This is a genomic window from Campylobacter novaezeelandiae, assembly GCF_004323845.1.
Lineage (GTDB): Bacteria > Campylobacterota > Campylobacteria > Campylobacterales > Campylobacteraceae > Campylobacter_D > Campylobacter_D novaezeelandiae.
Map to the genome: position 1 here is coordinate 1 of NZ_QPGR01000002.1, position 18,538 is coordinate 18,538.

Annotated in this window: 20 protein-coding genes; 15 read left to right on the top strand and 5 right to left on the bottom strand. The window is 28.5% G+C overall.

Translation table 11 applies throughout. The features are described 5' to 3' along the window. Together DU473_RS01250 and DU473_RS01255 are read left to right on the top strand one after the other, a co-directional pair. On the top strand, nt 1-302 hold a 302-nt coding region (locus DU473_RS01250), incomplete at its 5' end, for a glycosyltransferase family 2 protein (RefSeq protein ID WP_131186406.1). Nucleotides 303-349: 47 nt separating this feature from the next. After that, complete coding sequence (locus DU473_RS01255; protein WP_131186407.1) at nt 350-796, top strand: hypothetical protein; 447 nt, start codon at nt 350-352, stop codon at nt 794-796. A gap of 326 nt (nt 797-1,122) precedes the next feature. Here DU473_RS01255 and DU473_RS01260 read toward each other — a convergent pair whose 3' ends face one another. From DU473_RS01260 to DU473_RS01280, 5 genes are all read right to left on the bottom strand, one after another. Next, on the bottom strand, nt 1,123-1,782 hold the full coding sequence (locus DU473_RS01260) for a LutC/YkgG family protein (RefSeq protein WP_131186408.1): 660 nt from the start codon (nt 1,780-1,782) through the stop codon (nt 1,123-1,125). Then, a complete protein-coding gene (locus DU473_RS01265) occupies nt 1,775-3,208 on the bottom strand; it encodes a LutB/LldF family L-lactate oxidation iron-sulfur protein (RefSeq protein WP_131164063.1) in 1,434 nt (477 codons plus the stop codon). The genes DU473_RS01260 and DU473_RS01265 overlap by 8 nt, the downstream gene beginning before the upstream one ends. Continuing rightward, nucleotides 3,205-3,942: a (Fe-S)-binding protein gene (locus DU473_RS01270; RefSeq protein WP_131186409.1), complete on the bottom strand. Its 738-nt coding sequence runs from the start codon at nt 3,940-3,942 to the stop codon at nt 3,205-3,207. The genes DU473_RS01265 and DU473_RS01270 overlap by 4 nt, the downstream gene beginning before the upstream one ends. A 10-nt stretch (nt 3,943-3,952) precedes the next feature. Beyond that, the gene (locus tag DU473_RS01275) at nt 3,953-5,620 is read right to left on the bottom strand and encodes an L-lactate permease (RefSeq protein ID WP_131165757.1); all 1,668 of its coding nucleotides are present in this window, start codon (nt 5,618-5,620) and stop codon (nt 3,953-3,955) included. Between the two features lie 81 nt (nt 5,621-5,701). Further along, nucleotides 5,702-6,922 (bottom strand): multidrug effflux MFS transporter, encoded by a 1,221-nt coding sequence (locus tag DU473_RS01280; protein WP_131164060.1) that lies wholly within the window; start codon nt 6,920-6,922, stop codon nt 5,702-5,704. Between the two features lie 106 nt (nt 6,923-7,028). Between DU473_RS01280 and DU473_RS01285 the strand changes: the two genes are divergently transcribed. The 13 genes from DU473_RS01285 to DU473_RS01345 all read left to right on the top strand — a co-directional run bounded on the left by DU473_RS01285 (nt 7,029) and on the right by DU473_RS01345 (nt 18,536). After that, nucleotides 7,029-8,378, top strand: coding sequence for a DUF2130 domain-containing protein (locus DU473_RS01285; RefSeq protein ID WP_131164059.1), 1,350 nt, complete (start codon nt 7,029-7,031; stop codon nt 8,376-8,378). Between the two features lie 71 nt (nt 8,379-8,449). After that, on the top strand, nt 8,450-8,722 hold the full coding sequence (locus DU473_RS01290) for a NifU family protein (RefSeq protein WP_131164058.1): 273 nt from the start codon (nt 8,450-8,452) through the stop codon (nt 8,720-8,722). Next, nucleotides 8,709-9,254 (top strand): histidine kinase, encoded by a 546-nt coding sequence (locus tag DU473_RS01295; protein ID WP_131186410.1) that lies wholly within the window; start codon nt 8,709-8,711, stop codon nt 9,252-9,254. The genes DU473_RS01290 and DU473_RS01295 overlap by 14 nt, the downstream gene beginning before the upstream one ends. Continuing rightward, on the top strand, nt 9,238-10,524 hold the full coding sequence (locus tag DU473_RS01300) for a UDP-N-acetylmuramoyl-L-alanyl-D-glutamate--2,6-diaminopimelate ligase (protein ID WP_131186411.1): 1,287 nt from the start codon (nt 9,238-9,240) through the stop codon (nt 10,522-10,524). The genes DU473_RS01295 and DU473_RS01300 overlap by 17 nt, the downstream gene beginning before the upstream one ends. After that, nucleotides 10,525-10,827 carry a YbaB/EbfC family nucleoid-associated protein gene (locus tag DU473_RS01305; RefSeq protein WP_131164055.1) on the top strand — a complete coding sequence of 101 codons (303 nt, stop codon included), beginning with the start codon at nt 10,525-10,527 and terminating at the stop codon, nt 10,825-10,827. Beyond that, entirely contained in the window at nt 10,824-11,921 is a 1,098-nt protein-coding gene (locus DU473_RS01310; protein ID WP_438830688.1) for a DUF7488 domain-containing protein, read from the top strand. Before DU473_RS01305 ends, DU473_RS01310 begins: the two co-directional genes overlap by 4 nt. Next, on the top strand, nt 11,918-12,760 hold the full coding sequence (locus tag DU473_RS01315; protein ID WP_131186412.1) for a polyprenyl synthetase family protein: 843 nt from the start codon (nt 11,918-11,920) through the stop codon (nt 12,758-12,760). Before DU473_RS01310 ends, DU473_RS01315 begins: the two co-directional genes overlap by 4 nt. Before the next feature lie 11 nt (nt 12,761-12,771). After that, entirely contained in the window at nt 12,772-14,670 is a 1,899-nt protein-coding gene (gene tkt / locus DU473_RS01320; protein WP_131186413.1) for a transketolase, read from the top strand. A gap of 1 nt (nt 14,671) precedes the next feature. Continuing rightward, nucleotides 14,672-15,784 (top strand): ABC transporter permease, encoded by a 1,113-nt coding sequence (locus DU473_RS01325; protein WP_131186414.1) that lies wholly within the window; start codon nt 14,672-14,674, stop codon nt 15,782-15,784. Further along, nucleotides 15,784-16,506 carry an ABC transporter ATP-binding protein gene (locus DU473_RS01330; RefSeq protein ID WP_131164051.1) on the top strand — a complete coding sequence of 241 codons (723 nt, stop codon included), beginning with the start codon at nt 15,784-15,786 and terminating at the stop codon, nt 16,504-16,506. The genes DU473_RS01325 and DU473_RS01330 overlap by 1 nt, the downstream gene beginning before the upstream one ends. Nucleotides 16,507-16,508: 2 nt before the next feature. After that, complete coding sequence (locus DU473_RS01335) at nt 16,509-17,396, top strand: MlaD family protein (protein ID WP_131164050.1); 888 nt, start codon at nt 16,509-16,511, stop codon at nt 17,394-17,396. Between the two features lies 1 nt (nt 17,397). After that, the gene (locus DU473_RS01340; RefSeq protein ID WP_131164049.1) at nt 17,398-17,982 is read left to right on the top strand and encodes an ABC-type transport auxiliary lipoprotein family protein; all 585 of its coding nucleotides are present in this window, start codon (nt 17,398-17,400) and stop codon (nt 17,980-17,982) included. 53 nt (nt 17,983-18,035) lie between these two features. Next, complete coding sequence (locus DU473_RS01345; RefSeq protein WP_131164048.1) at nt 18,036-18,536, top strand: flagellar FLiS export co-chaperone; 501 nt, start codon at nt 18,036-18,038, stop codon at nt 18,534-18,536. Nucleotides 18,537-18,538 lie beyond the last annotated feature (2 nt).

Below are 18,538 nucleotides of genomic sequence, written 5' to 3' on the forward strand. Positions count from 1 at the left end.
AAAGTCTTAAAGATATAGAGATTATTGTGGTAGATGATTTAGGAAGTGATAATAGTATTAAAATAGCTAAAGAAGAAGCTTTAAAAGATAAAAGAATTAAAATTGTTCATAATGAGAAGAATTTAGGAACCTTTGCAAGTAGAAATATAGGAGTATTAAATTCAAACTCACCTTATATAATGTTTTTAGATCCTGATGATACCTTAGCTTTAAATGCTTGTGAGTTAGCTTTAAAAGAGATTAAAGAAGCTAATTTGCTTAGATTTGGTTTTGCTAAGATTGATGAGATGGGGGGGGTATAGAAGAAAATCTGCCTAATTATAAGGATTATGAAGAATTAAAAAATAAAATGATGCATTATAAAGGAATTGATTTTAATGTTTGTTTTTGTCTCATACAAAAAGACTTTTATTTAAAAAATCTTCAAAAACTTAATCCTTTTTTAAGACTGACTATAGCAGAAGATCTTTTAGTCTTTGCATTTCTTATCAACCCTAGCATACAAACTGCTAATTTTATAGGATATTTTTATAATTTTAATGAAAATTCTATTTCAAAAAGAAAAACAAAAGAGCAATTACAAAAAAATTTAAAAGATTATAAATCAATTTTAATTATTCTTCAAAATTCAAATTTAGATCAATTTATTATAAAATATTTTTTCTTTCACCTTGAAAAAGAAATTCTTAAATGCTCTTATGACTTAAAAGAGCTTTCTTATTTAAAATATAAATTTTTAAAAAAGAAAGTAAAATTTTATCACTATTACCTAAAAATTAAAAATAAAATTATCTAAATTTATGGCTTTAATGATTATAATTCGTGGTATTAATAGAACAAACTTAGAATCATTTAGACATTTTTAGTTAATAATTGCTGTTAATATTTTCAATTTTATTCACCAAAATAAAAAATATAAAAAAGATCCATTTTTAATTAAAACTTGTTCTTATTATACAGATTTTTATATGCTTGAATTTTACCCTCTTTCTTACTTGCATACAAAAAAACTACTTCAAAAAACGAAACTTAGACTAAGATTTAAAATAGCATTTCGCTTATTTAAAAAAGACTTTAAAACAAAACTACTCCGGCTTAAATCTTGTATTGATTTTAAAAAAATCAATACAAGATAATATGAGCTTGTTGGGGTCCATGCACTCCAAAAACAGTTATAAGCTCTATATCAGCCGTTCTTGATGGCCCTGCAATAAATAAAATATTACTTGGCAAAATTTTATTTTCTTTTTTTACCAAATTTAAAGCCTCGCTAAGACTTTTCACTATATTTTCTTTTTGAAGTAAAACTATGCAAAGTTTTGGAGCTAAAGAAAGCATTCTGGGTTGTTCTTTGCTTGAAAGCACTAAAGCCACGCCATGAGAGCTTACCCCTGCCCTTGCGTGAATCACAGAAAAATCACTTTGAAAAACTTCAGATCTTAATTCTTCTATGTTTTTATCAAAACAAATTTTTTCATTTGCTTTAATTTTTGATAAATCCAAATTTAAACCTTGTCCATAAATCATTTTTTGATAATCATACTTTGCCACAATTTCATTGATCTTTTCTTCAAGCTGATCTTTGGTGCATTCTTCTACTATGTATTTATTATCACTCATTTTTTGCTTTAATTCACCAAGAGTATCGTCTTTGGTATTTATATGATCTATTGGATCAATACTTGGAATATAGGTAAAATCTTTTTCGCTATAAGCATTTTTGATTTTATTTAAAATACTCTCTTTGCTTTTTGAAGAAAGCTCTAAAATTCTACTACTCATAAATCACTCCTTCAAGCTTTTCTATCTCTTTATATAAATCTTTTTTAATTTGTGGCAACTCTTTAAAAGCACTCCAATTTTTAATCACAGGCAAAGAGTCTTTAAAACTATGCAATAAAGAATTAAAATAATGAGCTTTTGATAAAGAAAATTTCCATAAATTCCCATTTGTAGCCAAATCTTTAAATCTTGCAAAAGCAAAAGCTTCTGCTTTATTGTGTTTAACTAAATTTGCTCCTATTGGTGGGTTATCTCCTTGTCCTACCTTATCTCTTCTTAATTTTCTAATCAAATCTGCTAATGGAATTCTAACAGGACAAACCTCCGAACAACGCCCACAAAGCGAACAAAAAGTTAAAATATCTCCCGTATAATCAATACCAAAAATATTAGGACTAATCACTTCTCCTATAGGACCTGGATAAGTTGTTTGATAAGTATGTCCTCCTATTTGATCATAAACAGGACAAAAATTCATACAAGCTCCACATCTTATACATCTTAGTGCTTCATAATAATCTTCATTTGAAAGCATATTAGTGCGATTATTGTTAAAAAGCACAATATGCACTTCTTTAGGGCCATCTAAGTCACCATTTTTTCTAGGACCTGTAATGATATTGTTATAAGTAGGGATAAACTGCCCTGTTGCTGAAGGAGTAAGCAAAGATACCATAGTCGCTGCATCTTCAAAACTTTCCATTACTTTTTCTATACCACAAAGTGCTATATGAATATCAGGAGCCGTGGTGCACATTCTACCATTTCCTTCATTTTCTATAAGCCAAAAAGCTCCTTCTTTAGACATAGCAAAATTGACCCCACTTAAACCTAACTTCAATCCTTCAAATTCATTTCTTAAATGCTTTCTTGCTATGGCATTAAGTTTTTCAGGCTCACTCTCTAAAGCAGAGCCTAACTTTTCTTCAAAAATTTTTCCAATCTCATAACGATTTCTATGAATAGCTGGGACAACTATATGGACAGGATTTTCATCATTTAACTGCAAAATAAGTTCGCCTAAATCCGTCTCAATTGCTTTAAAACCTTTATTTTCTAAATAATGATTTAAACCTATTTCCTCGCTTGCCATAGACTTTCCCTTGAGAATCTTTGTGATATTTTTTTGCACCATAAGTTCATAAATCAATTCACAAGCTTCTTCTTTGGTATCTGCCCAATGCACTATCATACCATTTGCACTAGCATTTTTCTCAAATTCCAAAAGCCTATCTTTTAAACTCATTAAAGCATTATTTTTAGCTTGTTTAGCTTTAGATCTTAAACCTTGCCAATCCTTAAATTTATCATCGATAACTTTAAGGCGATTTCTTTGCAAAGTATGCATAGCATTCATAAGATTTTCTTGCATTTGTTTATCATTGAGTTTAATTTTAACTATTTCTTTATGAGACATTTTATTCATAGACTCTCTCCTTGCAAGCGTTTATTTAAAAAATCATACAAATGTATAGCCTTTACATCAAGCCCCATCTTTTGCATCGTTCCACTGATATTTAAAAGACAGCCCCCATCTGCACTAACTAAATATTTAGCACCTGAATTTTGTATATCTTTAATCTTGCTTTTAGCCATAGCATTTGAAATTTCTGGCTCTTTTACGCAAAACGTTCCTCCAAAACCACAGCACTCCTCTTCATACTCTAAAGGAATAAGTTCTACATTTTTAAGTCTCTTGATCAAATTTTTATTAGCATCAATACTTTTTTGAACTCTTAAGGCGTGACAATTAGAATGCCAAGTAATTTTTATAGGCTCTCCTTTGTCTTCATACTCCACATTTAAAACCTCATCTAAATACTGCGAAAGCTCTATAACTCTTTGAGAAAAATTTTTCACCTTTTCAAAATGCACATCATCTTTAAAAAGTTCTAAATAATCATGACTCATCATACCTGCACAAGATCCGCTTGGAACTACTATAGGATAAGGTTCATCAAATAAATTTACATTATAAAGAGCTATTTCTTTACTTTCTTTAAAATATCCTGAATTAAAAGAAGGTTGAGAACAGCAAGTTTGCTTTTTCTTAAATATCACCTCAACACCTTCCCTACGCAAAAGCTTTAAAGCATTTAAAATTGTATCTTGCATAGCAGCTGTCCCTAAACAAGTTGCATAAAAATATACTTTTTTCATATTAACCTTTCTATTTTAAAACTATAGGAGGAATAATATCTTGCAAAAAGAAAGCTATAATACAAGTCCAAATTCCTACCAAAACAACAAAAGCTATAGAATACTTAAGAGTAAATTTAAAAAGCTCTGATTCTCTCCCCACAAGTCCTACAGCAGCGCAAGCAACGGCTATACTTTGAGGACTAATCATTTTTCCAACTACTCCTCCTACTGAGTTGGCCGCCAAAAATAAGGCCTCACTCACTCCAAGTTTTTGTGCACTAATTTGCTGTAAAGCTCCAAAAAGCAAATTTGCACTAGTATCTGATCCTGTTAAGAAAACTCCTATCCAACCAATAATAGGAGAAAAGAAAGAAAAAGCTCCTCCTGTATGTGCAAAAGCAAGTCCTAAAGTTGAGCTCATGCCACTATTTTTAGAAATAAAAGCAAAGGCCACAACAAGACCTATAGTAAGACAAGGTATAGCCATTTCTTTTAAAGTTGCACTAAAACATTCAACAGCATCATTTGCTTTAATTTTTAGTATAGCTATAGTTAAAAAAGCTGCAAAAAGTATAGCTGTTCCAGCCTGAGCGACACTTTTTCCATTAATTAAATCTATCCCAAGTCCTAGACTTACAGGTTTTAACATTGTGCTATCCACTATTGATGGGCTTAAAATACCTCCGCTTATATTATTAAAAGTTAAACTAATGCTTGTAAAAGCTAAAATTCCATCTTTTGCAAAAAGTTCTTTAAAAAATGGCTGAGTCCAAAAAATTATACACACAATAAGAAGAATAAAAGGAGTCCAAGCCTTAAGTATTAAACTAGTATTTAAATTTAATTCATTTTTAAATTCTGTTTTTCCATCTACACGATAAATATTTTTAACCTTATAAAATTTTAGAAAAACTATAGTAAAAGCAAGAGAAACAACGGCTGAAATAATACTTGGAAGTTCAGCACCCAAATAATTAGAACTTAAAAATTGAGTTAAAGTAAAACTAATTGATGCTACAAAAACTGGTGCGAAAGTTTCCCTAATGCCTTTAAATCCGTCCATTAAAAAGACAACAAAAAATGGCACTATAAAAGAAAGTGGCACAAGCATACGCCCTATCATAGCAGAAACAGCCCCACCTTGAATTCCTAAAAGATCACACATAGCGGTTACTGGTATCCCTACTGCTCCAAAAGCAACCGGAGCGGTATTTGCTATCAAACAAAGTCCAGCTGCTTGCAAAGGTTTAAAACCAAGACCTACCAAAAGTGCAGCCGTAATGGCAATAGGACCACCAAAGCCTATTGCTCCTTCTAAAAAAGAACCGAAACAAAAACCTATTAAAATAACTTGAATTCTATGATCAGGGGTGATACTCATCATACTTTGTTTAATGACTTCAAAAGAACCTGATTTAATGGAAAGCTTATAAAGAAAGATTGCTGCGATAATAATCCAAGCAATAGGCCACATTCCATTTATAAAACCCTGTATAAAACTAGCTCCAACTAAATTCCAAGGCATTTTATAAACTAATAAAGCTACCAAAGAAGCCAATACAACCGTTAAAAAACCCGCTTGATAGCCTTTTAATTTAAAAAAAACCAAACACACCAAAAAACAAAATATAGGCAAAAATGCAAATAAAGCACTAAGCCAAATATTTCCCAAAGGATCATAAATTTGCTCCCACATATTTTTCCTTTTTTTTGATTTATCTTCTTAGATTTTAGCAAAACGATAAATCAAAGTAGGAGTTTTAATAAAGATTTAAATTTAGTTGAGTATTTTTGTAACAAGAAAATTTTTTAATTTTATAGCAAAATAAACTGCATTTGCCAAAAAAACGCACATGCACATTAAAAGTGCCAAAACTATAGGAGTATTTGCATTTATAATTCCAACAAAAAATGAAATAAATCCAGCTAAGGCAAACTGCGTTGTTCCAAGTATAGCAGAGGCTGTTCCAGAGCATTGTTTAAATCTTGCCATAGCCAAAGTTGTGGTATTTGGTGCTATAAAACCAAGACTAGCTATACTTATAAAAATTAATACTTCAAAAAGATAAAAATTAGGGTTTAAAAAAGCACTTAAAAATAAAATTAAAGTTGCAATAAACATTAAAAATAATGCATAAGATAAAATTTTTTCAGAATTATATTTTAAGACTAGTTTCGCATTTATGTTTGCACAAAGAACAAAACCAAAAGCATTTATACCAAAAAGTATTGCAAATTTTTGTTCGCTCAAATCAAAAATTTTTGTAAAAACAAAACTAGATCCTGTAATATATGCAAACATAGCACTAAGAGCTAATGCAGCTGATAATATATAGGTTAAAAAAATCTTATCTTTTAAAACAATACCATAAACATTTAAAGTTTGTTTAAAAGAAAATTTTTGACTTTGAGTTAAATTCGCACTTTCTTTAAGTCCAAAAAGTATCATTAAAAATAAAATAATACCAAGAACAAATAAAGTCACAAAAATACTATGCCAAGAAAAATAATTAAGAAGCATTCCTCCAAAAGTAGGAGAAAGCATAGGTGCTAAAGAAGAAAAAACCATCATCAAAGCAAAAATTCCTGTTGCTTCTTTAATTTCAAATAAATCATTAACAATAGCCCTTGCTATAACAATACCCGCGCATCCACCAAGAGCTTGAAAAAATCTTAATAAAATAAAAAGAAAAATATTATCAACCATAACACAAGCAAAACTAGAAATCATAAAAAGCAAAATTCCAAAAAGTGCTGGTTTTTTACGTCCAAAAATATCACTTAAAGGTCCATAAATAAGTTGCCCCAAAGAAAAAGCTATAAAAAAACTTGCCAAAGAAAGCTGGGTTAGGAAAGTGCTTGTTTTAAAACTTTCTTCTACATGAGTTAAGGCTGGTAAATACATATCTGTAGAAAGAGGGGCTATACTAGACATTAAAGCTAAAATGACAATAAGTTTAAATTTTTTAAACCCTTTAATTGGAACAAGTTTTTGCATAACTTCCTTAAAAATAAAATTCAATGCAAAAATTCTATTAATAAGAATCTTAAAATAAACTTTGCATTTGTGTTAAAATATCAAAATATCATTGAAGGAAAACAATATGCAAATTTATGAAAAACAAATTCAATGTCCAAAATGTAAAGAATTTATAAATATCAACCAAGCTCTCTATACTCAAGTTTTAAATGAAGCTAATTTAGAAATTCAAAAACAAAAACAAGAATTTAATAAAGAAGTAGAAGAAAAAAGACTAGAGTATAAAAAACATTTAGCCAAACTTGAAGAAGAAAAAATAAAACAAGAAGAAATTATTAAACAAAAAATTCAAGAAGGACTAAAAAATCAAATAGAAGAGATAAAACAAACAGCACAAAAAGAGCAAGATGCGTTTAAAGAACAATTTATTCAAACTTTTATTAAAGAACACGAAAAAGAAAAACAATTAATGCAAAATGAATTGGAGAAAAAAAGCAAAGAATTAAGTGAATTGCTTTTTTTAAAAGCTGAAAATGAACAACTAAAAAGAGAACAAAAAGAAAATGAAGAAAAAATTAAATTCTTAGCCAAACAAGAAGCTTTTAAAGAATTTAAAGAACAAGAAAAGAAAAATTTAGAATTTGAAAAAGAACGCTTACGCCTTGAATTTGAGCATAAAAGAAATGAAGAAGAATTAAAGCATCAAGAATTAAAACTGCAACTTGAAAGCATTAAAAAAGAACTTGATGCTGCAAAAAGAAAAGCTGAGCAAGGATCACAACAACTCCAAGGTGAAGCACAAGAACTTCTCATAGAAGAATTTTTAAAAAACGAATTTTTAACTGATGAAATTAAAGAAGTTCCAAAAGGTATTAATGGGGCAGATTGTATACACATTGTCAAAGATCTTTTTGGAAATATTTGTGGAAGTATTTTATATGAAAGCAAAAGAACTAAAGAATTTAATAAAGAATGGCTTGATAAACTTAAACAAGATAGTATTAAAACAAAAGTAGATCTTGCCATTTTGCTTACAAAAACTATGCCAAAAGACCAACAAAAAATTCATTTTAAGGAAGGAATTTTAATTTGCACTTTCAATGAATTTAAGAGTGCAATTTGTGTTATTAGAGAAAGCATTATAAATTTTCATAAACTCAAAAATTCTTTAGAAAACAAAGAAGAAAAAAATCATCTTTTATATGAATATTTAAATTCTAAAGAATTTAGCACACAAATGACTTTAATTTTAAAAACCTACCAAAATATGAAAGAAGATTTAGAAAGCGAAATGAGAGCCATGCAAAATATATGGAAAAAAAGAGCAAGAGCTATAGAAAGTCTTAGCTTTAACTCCCATTCTATCGTAAGTTCTTTAAATGCTATATTTGGAACCCTAAGAGGAAAAAATCTTATAGGAGAAGATGGATTAAAAAGTCTTGAAAATCTAGCTAATAAAGAAGATATAGACTAAGGTTTAATTTACCTTTTTTTAAATACAATCGTGTTAAAGTATTTAAAAAATTTATAAAAAAGAGTAAAACTATGATGCCTTTTAGCGATGAAGAACTTATAAATCCTGTTAAAACTTGTTTAGAGAAAAATATGTATATTTTAGAAAGAGATGGCGGTGGATTAGAATTTTTAGGGATAAAAAAAGGTGTAGTTTATGTGCATTTAATTGGGGCTTGCAAGGGTTGTTCTGCAAGTGGGACAACTTTAAAATACGGACTTGAAAGACAATTAAAAATTGATATACATCCTGATATAACTCTTATAAATTTAGATGGTGGGGCACAAGAATTTGCAAAACTATAAACAGCTTGGTATTGATCATTTTTATAAAAAAGATTTTAATACCGCAAAAACCTATTTTTCTTTAGCTTATGAAAAAAGAAAAAACAAACGTTTACTAAATTTTATAAGTCTTTGTGACTTAGCTTTAAGCCATCCTCAAGAAGCTTTTTTACTTTTTGAATTTTATATAGATAACTATCGCTTAAAATTTATCGATAAAGATTTTGATCAAATTTTAAACTCTGTTGAATTTAAAAACACAGCATCAAAAAGCGAGTTTGAAGATGGTTATGCCCTTAATTATAAAGATTTTTTAATAAGTGAAGAAAAAATCGGTTTTAAAAAGTCTTTTGAAAATATTATTCATTCTGGAAAATTGGTCATCAATGATAGGGAAGATTTTTTAGAATTTCTAGAAAAACTCCTTGATAACGGATATAAAGATTTTACTTTAAACTATATAGAAGATGTTTTTTTACATTTTTGGGCAAATAAAAAATTTATTAAAATTCAAAAAAAACTGCTAAAGATGAAAAATGATTCTAAAATTTAAAAATACCTTTATAACTGATAATTCTTTAGAATGTCAAAAAGATTGCTTTTTCTTGTGCAATGATCAAAATAAGCAATTTGTCGATCAAGCTAAAGAAAAGGGCGCAAAAATCATTGATGTAGCCGAATGTAAAAAACTTTTAAACATTGATGAAAATATTCAAATTATTGGCATAACAGGAACAAATGGCAAAACAACTACTGCAGCTGCCATTTATTCTATTTTGTTAGATTTAGGATATAAATGTGCTCTTTGTGGAACAAGGGGTGCTTTTATCAATGATAAACAAATTAATGAAAAATCTCTAACCACAGAACCTATATTAAAAACTTTAGAATATTTAAGCAAAGCAAGTGAAGAAAAATGTGATTTTTTTGTAATGGAAGTAAGCTCGCATGCTTTAGTTCAAAATCGAATTGAGGGTTTAAAATTTAAAGCAAAAATCTTTACTAATATCACAATAGATCACCTAGATTTTCATCAAAATTTTGATAATTATCGTTTAGCTAAAGAAAGTTTTTTTACAGATGAAAGTATAAAATTTATCAATAAAGATGCAAAAGCCATACGTTTTAACATAAAAAACTCTTTTACTTATGGCATAGAAAATCCTTCTTATTATCATATTAAAGCTTATTCTTTAAATGAGGGAATATCCGCTATTGTAATGGCTAAAAATCAAAGCTTTCATATCAACTCTTCTTTGCTTGGCCTTTTTAATCTTTATAATCTTTTGGCCGCAAGCGCCCTTGTCAACGAACTTTTAAAACCTGATCTAAAAAAATTAGAAGCTGCTATTTCAAATTTTGGAGGAGTTTGTGGAAGAGTTGAAGAAATAGCAAAAAATGTAATCATTGATTTTGCCCACACTCCTGATGGAATAGAAAAAATCCTTGACACCTTTAAAGATAAAAAACTAATTGTTGTTTTTGGCGCAGGAGGAAATAGAGATAAAAGCAAACGTCCTTTAATGGGAAAAATTGTTGAACACTATGCTAAAACAGCTATTATCACAAGCGATAATCCAAGAGATGAAGAACCTGATGCAATCATAGAAGAAATTTTAAAAGGATTTGATAATAAATCAAAAGTTTTAACAATTACAGATCGTAAAGAAGCTATTTATAAGGCTTTAAAATTAAAAGAACAAGATGATTTAGTTTTGATTTTAGGTAAAGGAGATGAGAATTATCAAGAAATTAAAGGTAAAAAATATCCTTTTAGTGATAAAATCATAATTCAAGAATTTTATAAAAATCAAGGAAAATAAATGTTTGATAATTTAGATCTTTCAAAAATGGGAGAACTTTTAAATAAGGTTCAAGAACAAGCAAAGGCTATAGAATCAGAACTTGATAAAAAAGAATTTTGCGCAAAAAGTGGTGCAGGACTTGTCAAAGTAAGCGCAAATGGAAAAGGTGAAATTATTGATATTGCCATAGATGACTCTTTGCTTGAAGATAAAGAATCTTTGCAAATTTTACTTATTTCGGCTACAAATGATGTTTTAGCTATGGTTGCAAAAAATCGTAATTCATTGGCTACTGATGTTTTAGGAGGGTTAAAATTATGATTAAATTCCTATTAAGTTTTTGTATTTTAATTTCTTTATCTTTTGCAGTAGAAAGACCTAAATTTGAAGATTTTGCAGCTTGCTATGAAAGAAATAAAGCAAGTAAATTAAACTATGAGGGTATGGATGCTTTTGTTTTAGGAGAAAATCTACTTGCTGTTATAAAAAAACCTAATACAAAGCTTAACAAATATGTAAAATACGATCCTTTTTTAAATTTATATCTTGTAAGGACTGATTTTAGTCTTATTCCTACAAAAATGGTAGATGAACAAAACTTAACTCGTAGCGATTGGGTAGGAGTTTTAGATCCAAATAAAGCTTATATAGGTCACATCAAGTATTTAGCACAAAATATCAATGAAAAAGATCAACTTGATTTTAATTCAAAAATTGGAATTTTAAGCACACCTTGCTGTAATATGTTAGGCATTGCGCTCAATAATGGTTCTTTTATTGGGAATCGCTATTTAAAACATTTTATGAAATATAATGATGTTTATTGGGGTGATATTGGAGTTGACTTTACTATTAGAGAAAATAAAATATATGTTCATAATGTAAGAAAAAATGCTCAATTTTTAGTTAATGATCAAATTCTTAGTGTTGATGGAGAAAATATAAAAGACTTAAGAAAACTTAATGAGAAAATTCTTTTTGCTGATAGAGGAAGTACACTTTACTTTAATGTTTTAAGAGACAATCAAGAACTCAATATATCAAGCCTTGTTTTTGAAAAGGATGTAAGTCATTTTAATCTCCCAAATAATAAACCAAAACCAGCTCCAACAAGCTTTAAAAGTAATTTAGGTTTAAGCGTCAACAAAGCTCTTATTGTAACAAAAGTTGAGCCAAATTCCAAAGCAGCCACAGCTGGATTTATGGTCGGTGATAAAATTTTACGCGTTAATAATCAAATTATTAAAGATTTTAAAAATTTACAAGATATTCTCATCAAAGGCAATGATTTTAATATTTTAATTCAAAGAAAAAGTGATAAATTGCCTCTAAGTCGTTTTTATGATAATTTAGCAACTGACATTAATTCTAGAGCAGATGGAGAATTTCAATTTTTCATAAGGCTTAGAAAGTGAAAGAACTTTTTACAAAACATTTAAATAATCACCTTCCAAATATAAAAAGTTTTCATCCTTTTTTTAATGAGGCTTTAACTTCAATGCTTAAAGCTGGAGGAAAACACTTTCGTGCTCAACTTCTTTTAGGGGTAGTAGAAGCTAAAAATCCAAAACTTTTACCTGATGCATTAGATGCTGCTTTAGCTTTAGAATTTATTCATACTTATTCTTTAATTCATGATGATTTACCTGCTATGGATAATGCTGATTTTCGTCGCAATCTTAAAACTTTGCACAAAACTTACGATGAGGCTACAGCTATTTTAGTAGGTGATGCTTTAAATACTGAAGCTTTTTTATTGCTCTCGCGCTTAAAGCTAAAGGATAGTATTAAAATTAATTTAATCCAAACTCTTGCTTTCAATGCAGGAATTAATGGCATGATTATAGGACAAGCCATTGATTGTTTTTTTGAAAATAAAAAACTAAATTTAGAAGAGCTTAAATTTTTGCACATACATAAAACTGCTAAATTAATAGCTGCTAGTTTAAAAATGGGCTGTGAAATTTGTGAATTAAATTCACAAGAAACTGAACAAATTTACAATATAGGCCTAAAACTTGGACTTATTTTCCAAATTAATGATGATATTATCGATGTCATAATGAACGAAAAAGAAAGTGGTAAGCCTTCAAAATCTGATATCAATAAAAATTCTTTCGTTAATTTACTAGGACTTGAGCAAGCTATTTTGCATAAAGAAAAATTAATCGAAGAATGTAAAAATAATCTTCAAATTTTAGATAAAAACCTAACAAAAACATTATTTAATCTAATTACACAATATTTACAATAAAAGGTAAAATTATGGATATACAAATTCTTCAAAAACAAGCAGATACTTTAAGATTTTTAAGTGCAGATATGATAGAAAAAGCTAATTCAGGACATCCAGGGGTTGCATTAGGTTTGGCCGATGTCTTAACAACCCTTAGTCTTCATTTAAAACACAACCCTAAAAATCCCAATTGGCTTAACCGCGATAGACTTGTCTTTTCAGGAGGGCATGCAAGTGCTTTAATTTATAGTTTTCTTCATCTTTGTGGCTATGATTTAAGCTTAGAAGATCTTAAAAATTTCAGACAACTTCATTCTAAAACTCCAGGGCATCCAGAAATTTCAACATCAGGTATAGAGATTGCCACAGGACCATTAGGACAAGGTGTAGCTAATGCTGTAGGTTTTGCAATGGCAGCAAAGAAAGCGGCTTGTTTATTAGGAGAAGAGCTTATCAATCATAAAATTTATTGCTTTTTAGGAGATGGGGATCTACAAGAAGGAATTTCTTATGAGGCTTGCTCTTTAGCAGGACTTCATCAACTAGATAATCTTATTTTAATTTATGATAGTAATAATATATCCATAGAAGGTGATACTGCATTAGCTTTTAACGAAAATGTAAAAATGCGTTTTGAGGCACAAAATTTTGAAATTCAAGAGATAGACGGACATGATTTTAATGCTATTAATGAAGCTTTAATTTTAGCTAAAAATTGTAAAAAACCTAGTCTTATTATAGCCAATACAAAAATTGCAAAAAAAGCTTTAGAACTTGAAGGATCACATAAAAGCCATGGGTCTCCTTTGGGAAAAGATATTATTAAAAGAGCCAAAATAAATTCAGGTTTTAATCCTGAACTTGACTTCGAAATTCCACAAGATGTAAAAATTCGCTTTGAAGGGGCTATAGAGCTTGGGGATTTAGAAGAAGCTAAATGGAAAGTAAAGCTAGAAAACAGTGATAAAAAAGAACTCTTAGAAGAGCTTTTAAATCCTGATTTTTCAAAAATTATTTTCCCTGATTTTAAAGATAAAGACTTAGCTACAAGAGATAGCAATGGAGAAATTTTAAATATCTTGGCCAAAAATTTGAAAGGTTTTCTAGGTGGAAGTGCAGATTTAGGACCTTCAAATAAAACAGAACTTCACGATATGGGAGATTTTATAGAAGGTAAAAACATTCACTTTGGCATAAGAGAACACGCAATGGCAGCTATTAACAATGCTTTTGCAAGATATGGATTATTTTTGCCTTTCTCTGCCACATTTTTTATTTTTAGCGAATACTTAAAACCTGCTGCAAGAATAGCAGCTTTAATGAAAATAAAACATTTTTTTATCTTTACTCATGATAGCATAGGGGTTGGGGAAGATGGTCCAACCCATCAACCTATAGAACAACTTAGCACTTTTAGAGCTATGCCAAATTTTTTGACTTTTCGTCCAGCAGATGGAGTTGAAAATGTAAAAGCTTGGAAAATTGCTTTAAATGCAGATATTCCGAGTGCTTTTGTATTATCACGTCAAAAATTAAAAGCATTAAAAGAACCTGTTTTTGGAGATGTTGAAAATGGGGCCTATTTGATTAAAGAAAGTCAAAATGCTAAATTTACTCTTTTAGCAAGTGGTAGCGAAGTTAATCTTTGCCTAGAAGTTGCGAACGAACTTGAAAAAAATAAAATCTCGTGTAATGTCGTTTCTATGCCTTGCTATGAACTTTTTAAAGAACAAAATAAAGATTATCAAAAAAGATTATTAAAAGGTAAAGTTATAGGTGTAGAAGCGGCTAATTCTAATGAACTTTATGAATTTTGCGATGAACTTTATATTATGAAAAGCTTTGGGGAAAGCGGTAAAGAAAAAGAAGTATTTGAGCATTTTGGATTTAGCGCTTCAAAACTTTGCAATTTTTTACTTAAATTATAAAATGTCTTGCTATTTTAAACTTCAAGAAGAAGAAAATTTAAACAAACTTTTAATTTTTGGAATTTGGGATAAAACAAATCTTCCAAAAATTAAATTTCATAAACAACTAAATCAAAAAAATGTTGTCATTGATTTTACCCATTTAGAATTTATAGATACTGCTGGAGTAAGGTTTTTTCTAGCTCTAGAACATGACTTAACCCAAAGAAATATCAAAGTCCAAAAACTAAACCTAAATTCTAATTTTTCTCATTTTTTTACTTTATGCGAAAAAAATTACACAAGAATTTATCCCAAAAAACAAAGTAAATTATCTTATAAAGATTATTTTATTAGCATTGGTGTATCAAGTATAAATTTATTAAAAACATTTAGACAATTTTTTTATTTTTTAGGTGCATTTTTTAGCTCTTTATTTTTTTGCATAATTAATCCTAAAAAATTTAGATTTATTGCTTTTTTATATCATATAGAAGATTCTATACTAAAAGCTCTTCCCATTGTAATTTTAACTGCTTTTTTAGTGGGAGTTGTATTAGCCTATCAAGCTGCTTATCAACTTGCTCAATTTGGGGCCAATATTTTTATCGTCGATTTAATAGGAATTTCAGCCACAAGAGAATTAGCACCCCTTATTGCAGCAATTATTATAGCAGGGCGTAGTGCAAGCTCTTATACAGCACAAATTGGGGTGATGAAAATCACAGATGAAATCGCTGCTATGAATACTATGGGATTTAATTCTTTTGATTTTATTGTTATCCCAAGAGTTATGGCTTTAGTTTGCGCTATGCCTTTAATAGTTATTATAAGCGATATTGTAAGTATTTTAGGGGGAATTATTATTGCAAAATTAAGTCTTGATATAAATGCTGGAGAATTCTTAAGACGCTTTAGAGAGGCTATTGATTTTAAAAATATACTTATAGGGATTATTAAAGCTCCTATATTTGGATTTTTAATAGGAATTATTTCTAATTTTAGAGGATTTAATGTAGCAAAAACAACCCAAAGTATTGGAATTTATACAACAAAAAGTGTTGTTGATACTATTTTTTGGATCATAGCATTTAATGCTATATTTTCTGTATTTTTAACTAAAATTGGATTTTAATGATAATAAAAGCACATAATATCACAACCTATTTTGGATCAAAACTTATTCATGATAAAGTAAATTTCGAAATCAAAGAGAATGAAATTTTTGGAATTTTAGGCGGAAGTGGGAGTGGAAAATCAGTTCTTTTAAAACAAATGCTTCTTTTAGAACATTTTGATAGTGGCGAATATGAAATTTTAGGATTTAAATTAAGAGGTATTAGTGAACAAGATGCTCTAACTTTACGTAAAAAATGGGGAGTGGTTTTTCAATTTGCTGCACTTTTTAGTTTTTTTTCTGTTTTTGAAAATATAGCCACCCCTTTAAGAGAATATACCAAATTAGATTTTAATGCTATCGAAGAAATTGTCCATATGAAAATTAAGATGGTAGGTCTTGATGAAAATGTCTTAAAACTCTATCCTAGTGAGTTAAGTGGAGGTATGCAAAAAAGAGTCGCTATTGCTAGAGCTTTAGCACTTGATTCTAAGCTTTTATTTTTAGATGAGCCAACTTCTGGACTTGATCCTTATAGCAGTCGTGCTTTTGATGAACTCATCTTAAATTTGAAAAAAAGTTTTAATTTAAATATCATCTTAGTAACTCATGATAAAGATAGTATGAAAACCTTACTTGATCGCTTTATTATTTTAGAAAATAAAAAAGTTGCTTTTATAGGAACGTGTGAAGAGTTAAAAATTCAAAATCAAGAACTTTATAAAAGATTTATGGAGTAATTATGGAAAATAAGGCAAGTTATTTTTGGATAGGACTTTTTGTTTTTAGCATTTTCTCTTTTAGCTTTATTTTTATTATATGGTTTCAAGGATATTCAAAAAATGAAGAATTTAGCTATTACGAAATTCATACTCAAGAATCCGTTGCAGGATTAAGTGTAAAAGCACCCGTAAGGCTTTTAGGGGTTGAGATAGGAAATGTTGAAAAAATTAGTATCAATGAAAAAGATAATTTAAGTGTAAATATACTCATTAAAGTAAAAAAAAATACTCCGATTAAAGAAGATACCTTTGCTACTTTACAACTTCAAGGTATAACAGGACTTAAATTTATCCAGCTTCAGGGCGGAAGTAAAAATTCTAAAAGATTAATAAGCACAAAAACATATATTCCTATTATAAAATTCAAAGAAAGTTTTTTTACAGCAATTGATAAGCAAAGCGAACATATTTTTTCCCTTGTAAAAACAGCTGATAATAAATCAAAGATTTTACTAAGTGATAAAAATTTAAAAAATGTAGAACTTATTTTGCAAAATTTAGCCACTTTAAGCTCAAATATCAATCAAAATTTTAATCTTTTAAATGAAAATTTAATATCTACTAGCAAAAAATTAGGAATTATGGCTGATGAAGTTAGCATTCTATCTAAAAACGCTAGATTAAGTCTTGAAAATATCAACAATAGCTCTATTTTATTTAACAATTTTATAAAAAAAGCTGACAATAAACTTGAAAACTATGATGATCTTCGCTTCTCATTGCTCTCTAATCTAGAACTTTTTAAAATTTTACTTTTAGAAAGCAATCAACTCTTAAAAGATTTAAGAAGAAGTCCCTCAGATTTAATATTTAAAGACAATAAGCCAAAATTAGGACCAGGGGAGTAAAATGAAAATTATATTATTATTTTTTATATTCATATTCTTAAGTGCTTGTTCAATTAAGTCTACAGATATATCTCAAGAGTTTATATTAAAAAGCAATGAAAGAGATTTTAATCAAAGTTTTAAAACTACAAATCAAACTCTAAAAATTTTAGATTTTGACGTTCCTTTATATTTAAATTCAAAAAATATAACTTATATTAAAGATGATATAAGCGGTATTTATGCCTATCATTTTTGGGCAGATACTCCAAACAATTTATTGCGTTTTATACTACTTGATAAATTGGAAAAAAGTCATCTTTTTAAAGCCTTGATTGGAAAACATAGCAAAATAAGTGCTGATATTGCACTAGAAGGACGCATAGATTCTTTTGAACAAATTCTAAACAAAAATGATAATTACGTAAAAATTAATATAAGTCTTAATTTAATCAATATAAAAAATAATACTTTAATATCTCATAAATATTTTACCATTAAAGAAAAAGTTGCAAATAATAATCCAAAAGAAATTTCTAAATCTTTCGAAGAAGCTTGCAATAAATTAAGCAATGAAATTATTATATGGATAAATAATTCCCTTTAATAAAAGGAATAATATTTGCTTTCGTTTTGAGAAATATTTAACGAAGGATCAAAATGAATGGATTAAATACACTTAAAAAACATTTGGGTGAAGTTAAAGAAATGAGTCGCTTTGAAGCAAAGCAAATTTGTTCTCAAATTAATGATGCCAATGATTTTATTGGGGCTTTGCAAGTTTTAGATCTAACTTTAAAAAAAGTTTCTCAAAATATCGATCAAAGACTAAATTCTAATGAACTCGATGATATCCAAAAAAGAACTTTAGATGCTAACACTTCAACTCTTATACAAAATTGCTCTTTTATGGGAACGGCTTTATTTGGAAATATTTTTAATGTTTATGCAGGAGAGCAATTTTTTGAATTTGAAATTACAAATCCCTTATTAATGCTTGAAAATAATGGATATGAAGGAATTTTATCTTATATAGAAGATAAAAGAGATGAGATTAAGACTATTTTAAGTCAATTGGCAAATATTATAGCTACTGGCTCTATAAATAATAACAAACCTTACGATACACAGACTGCAAATTTTAAAAATTTATTTAGATAAAT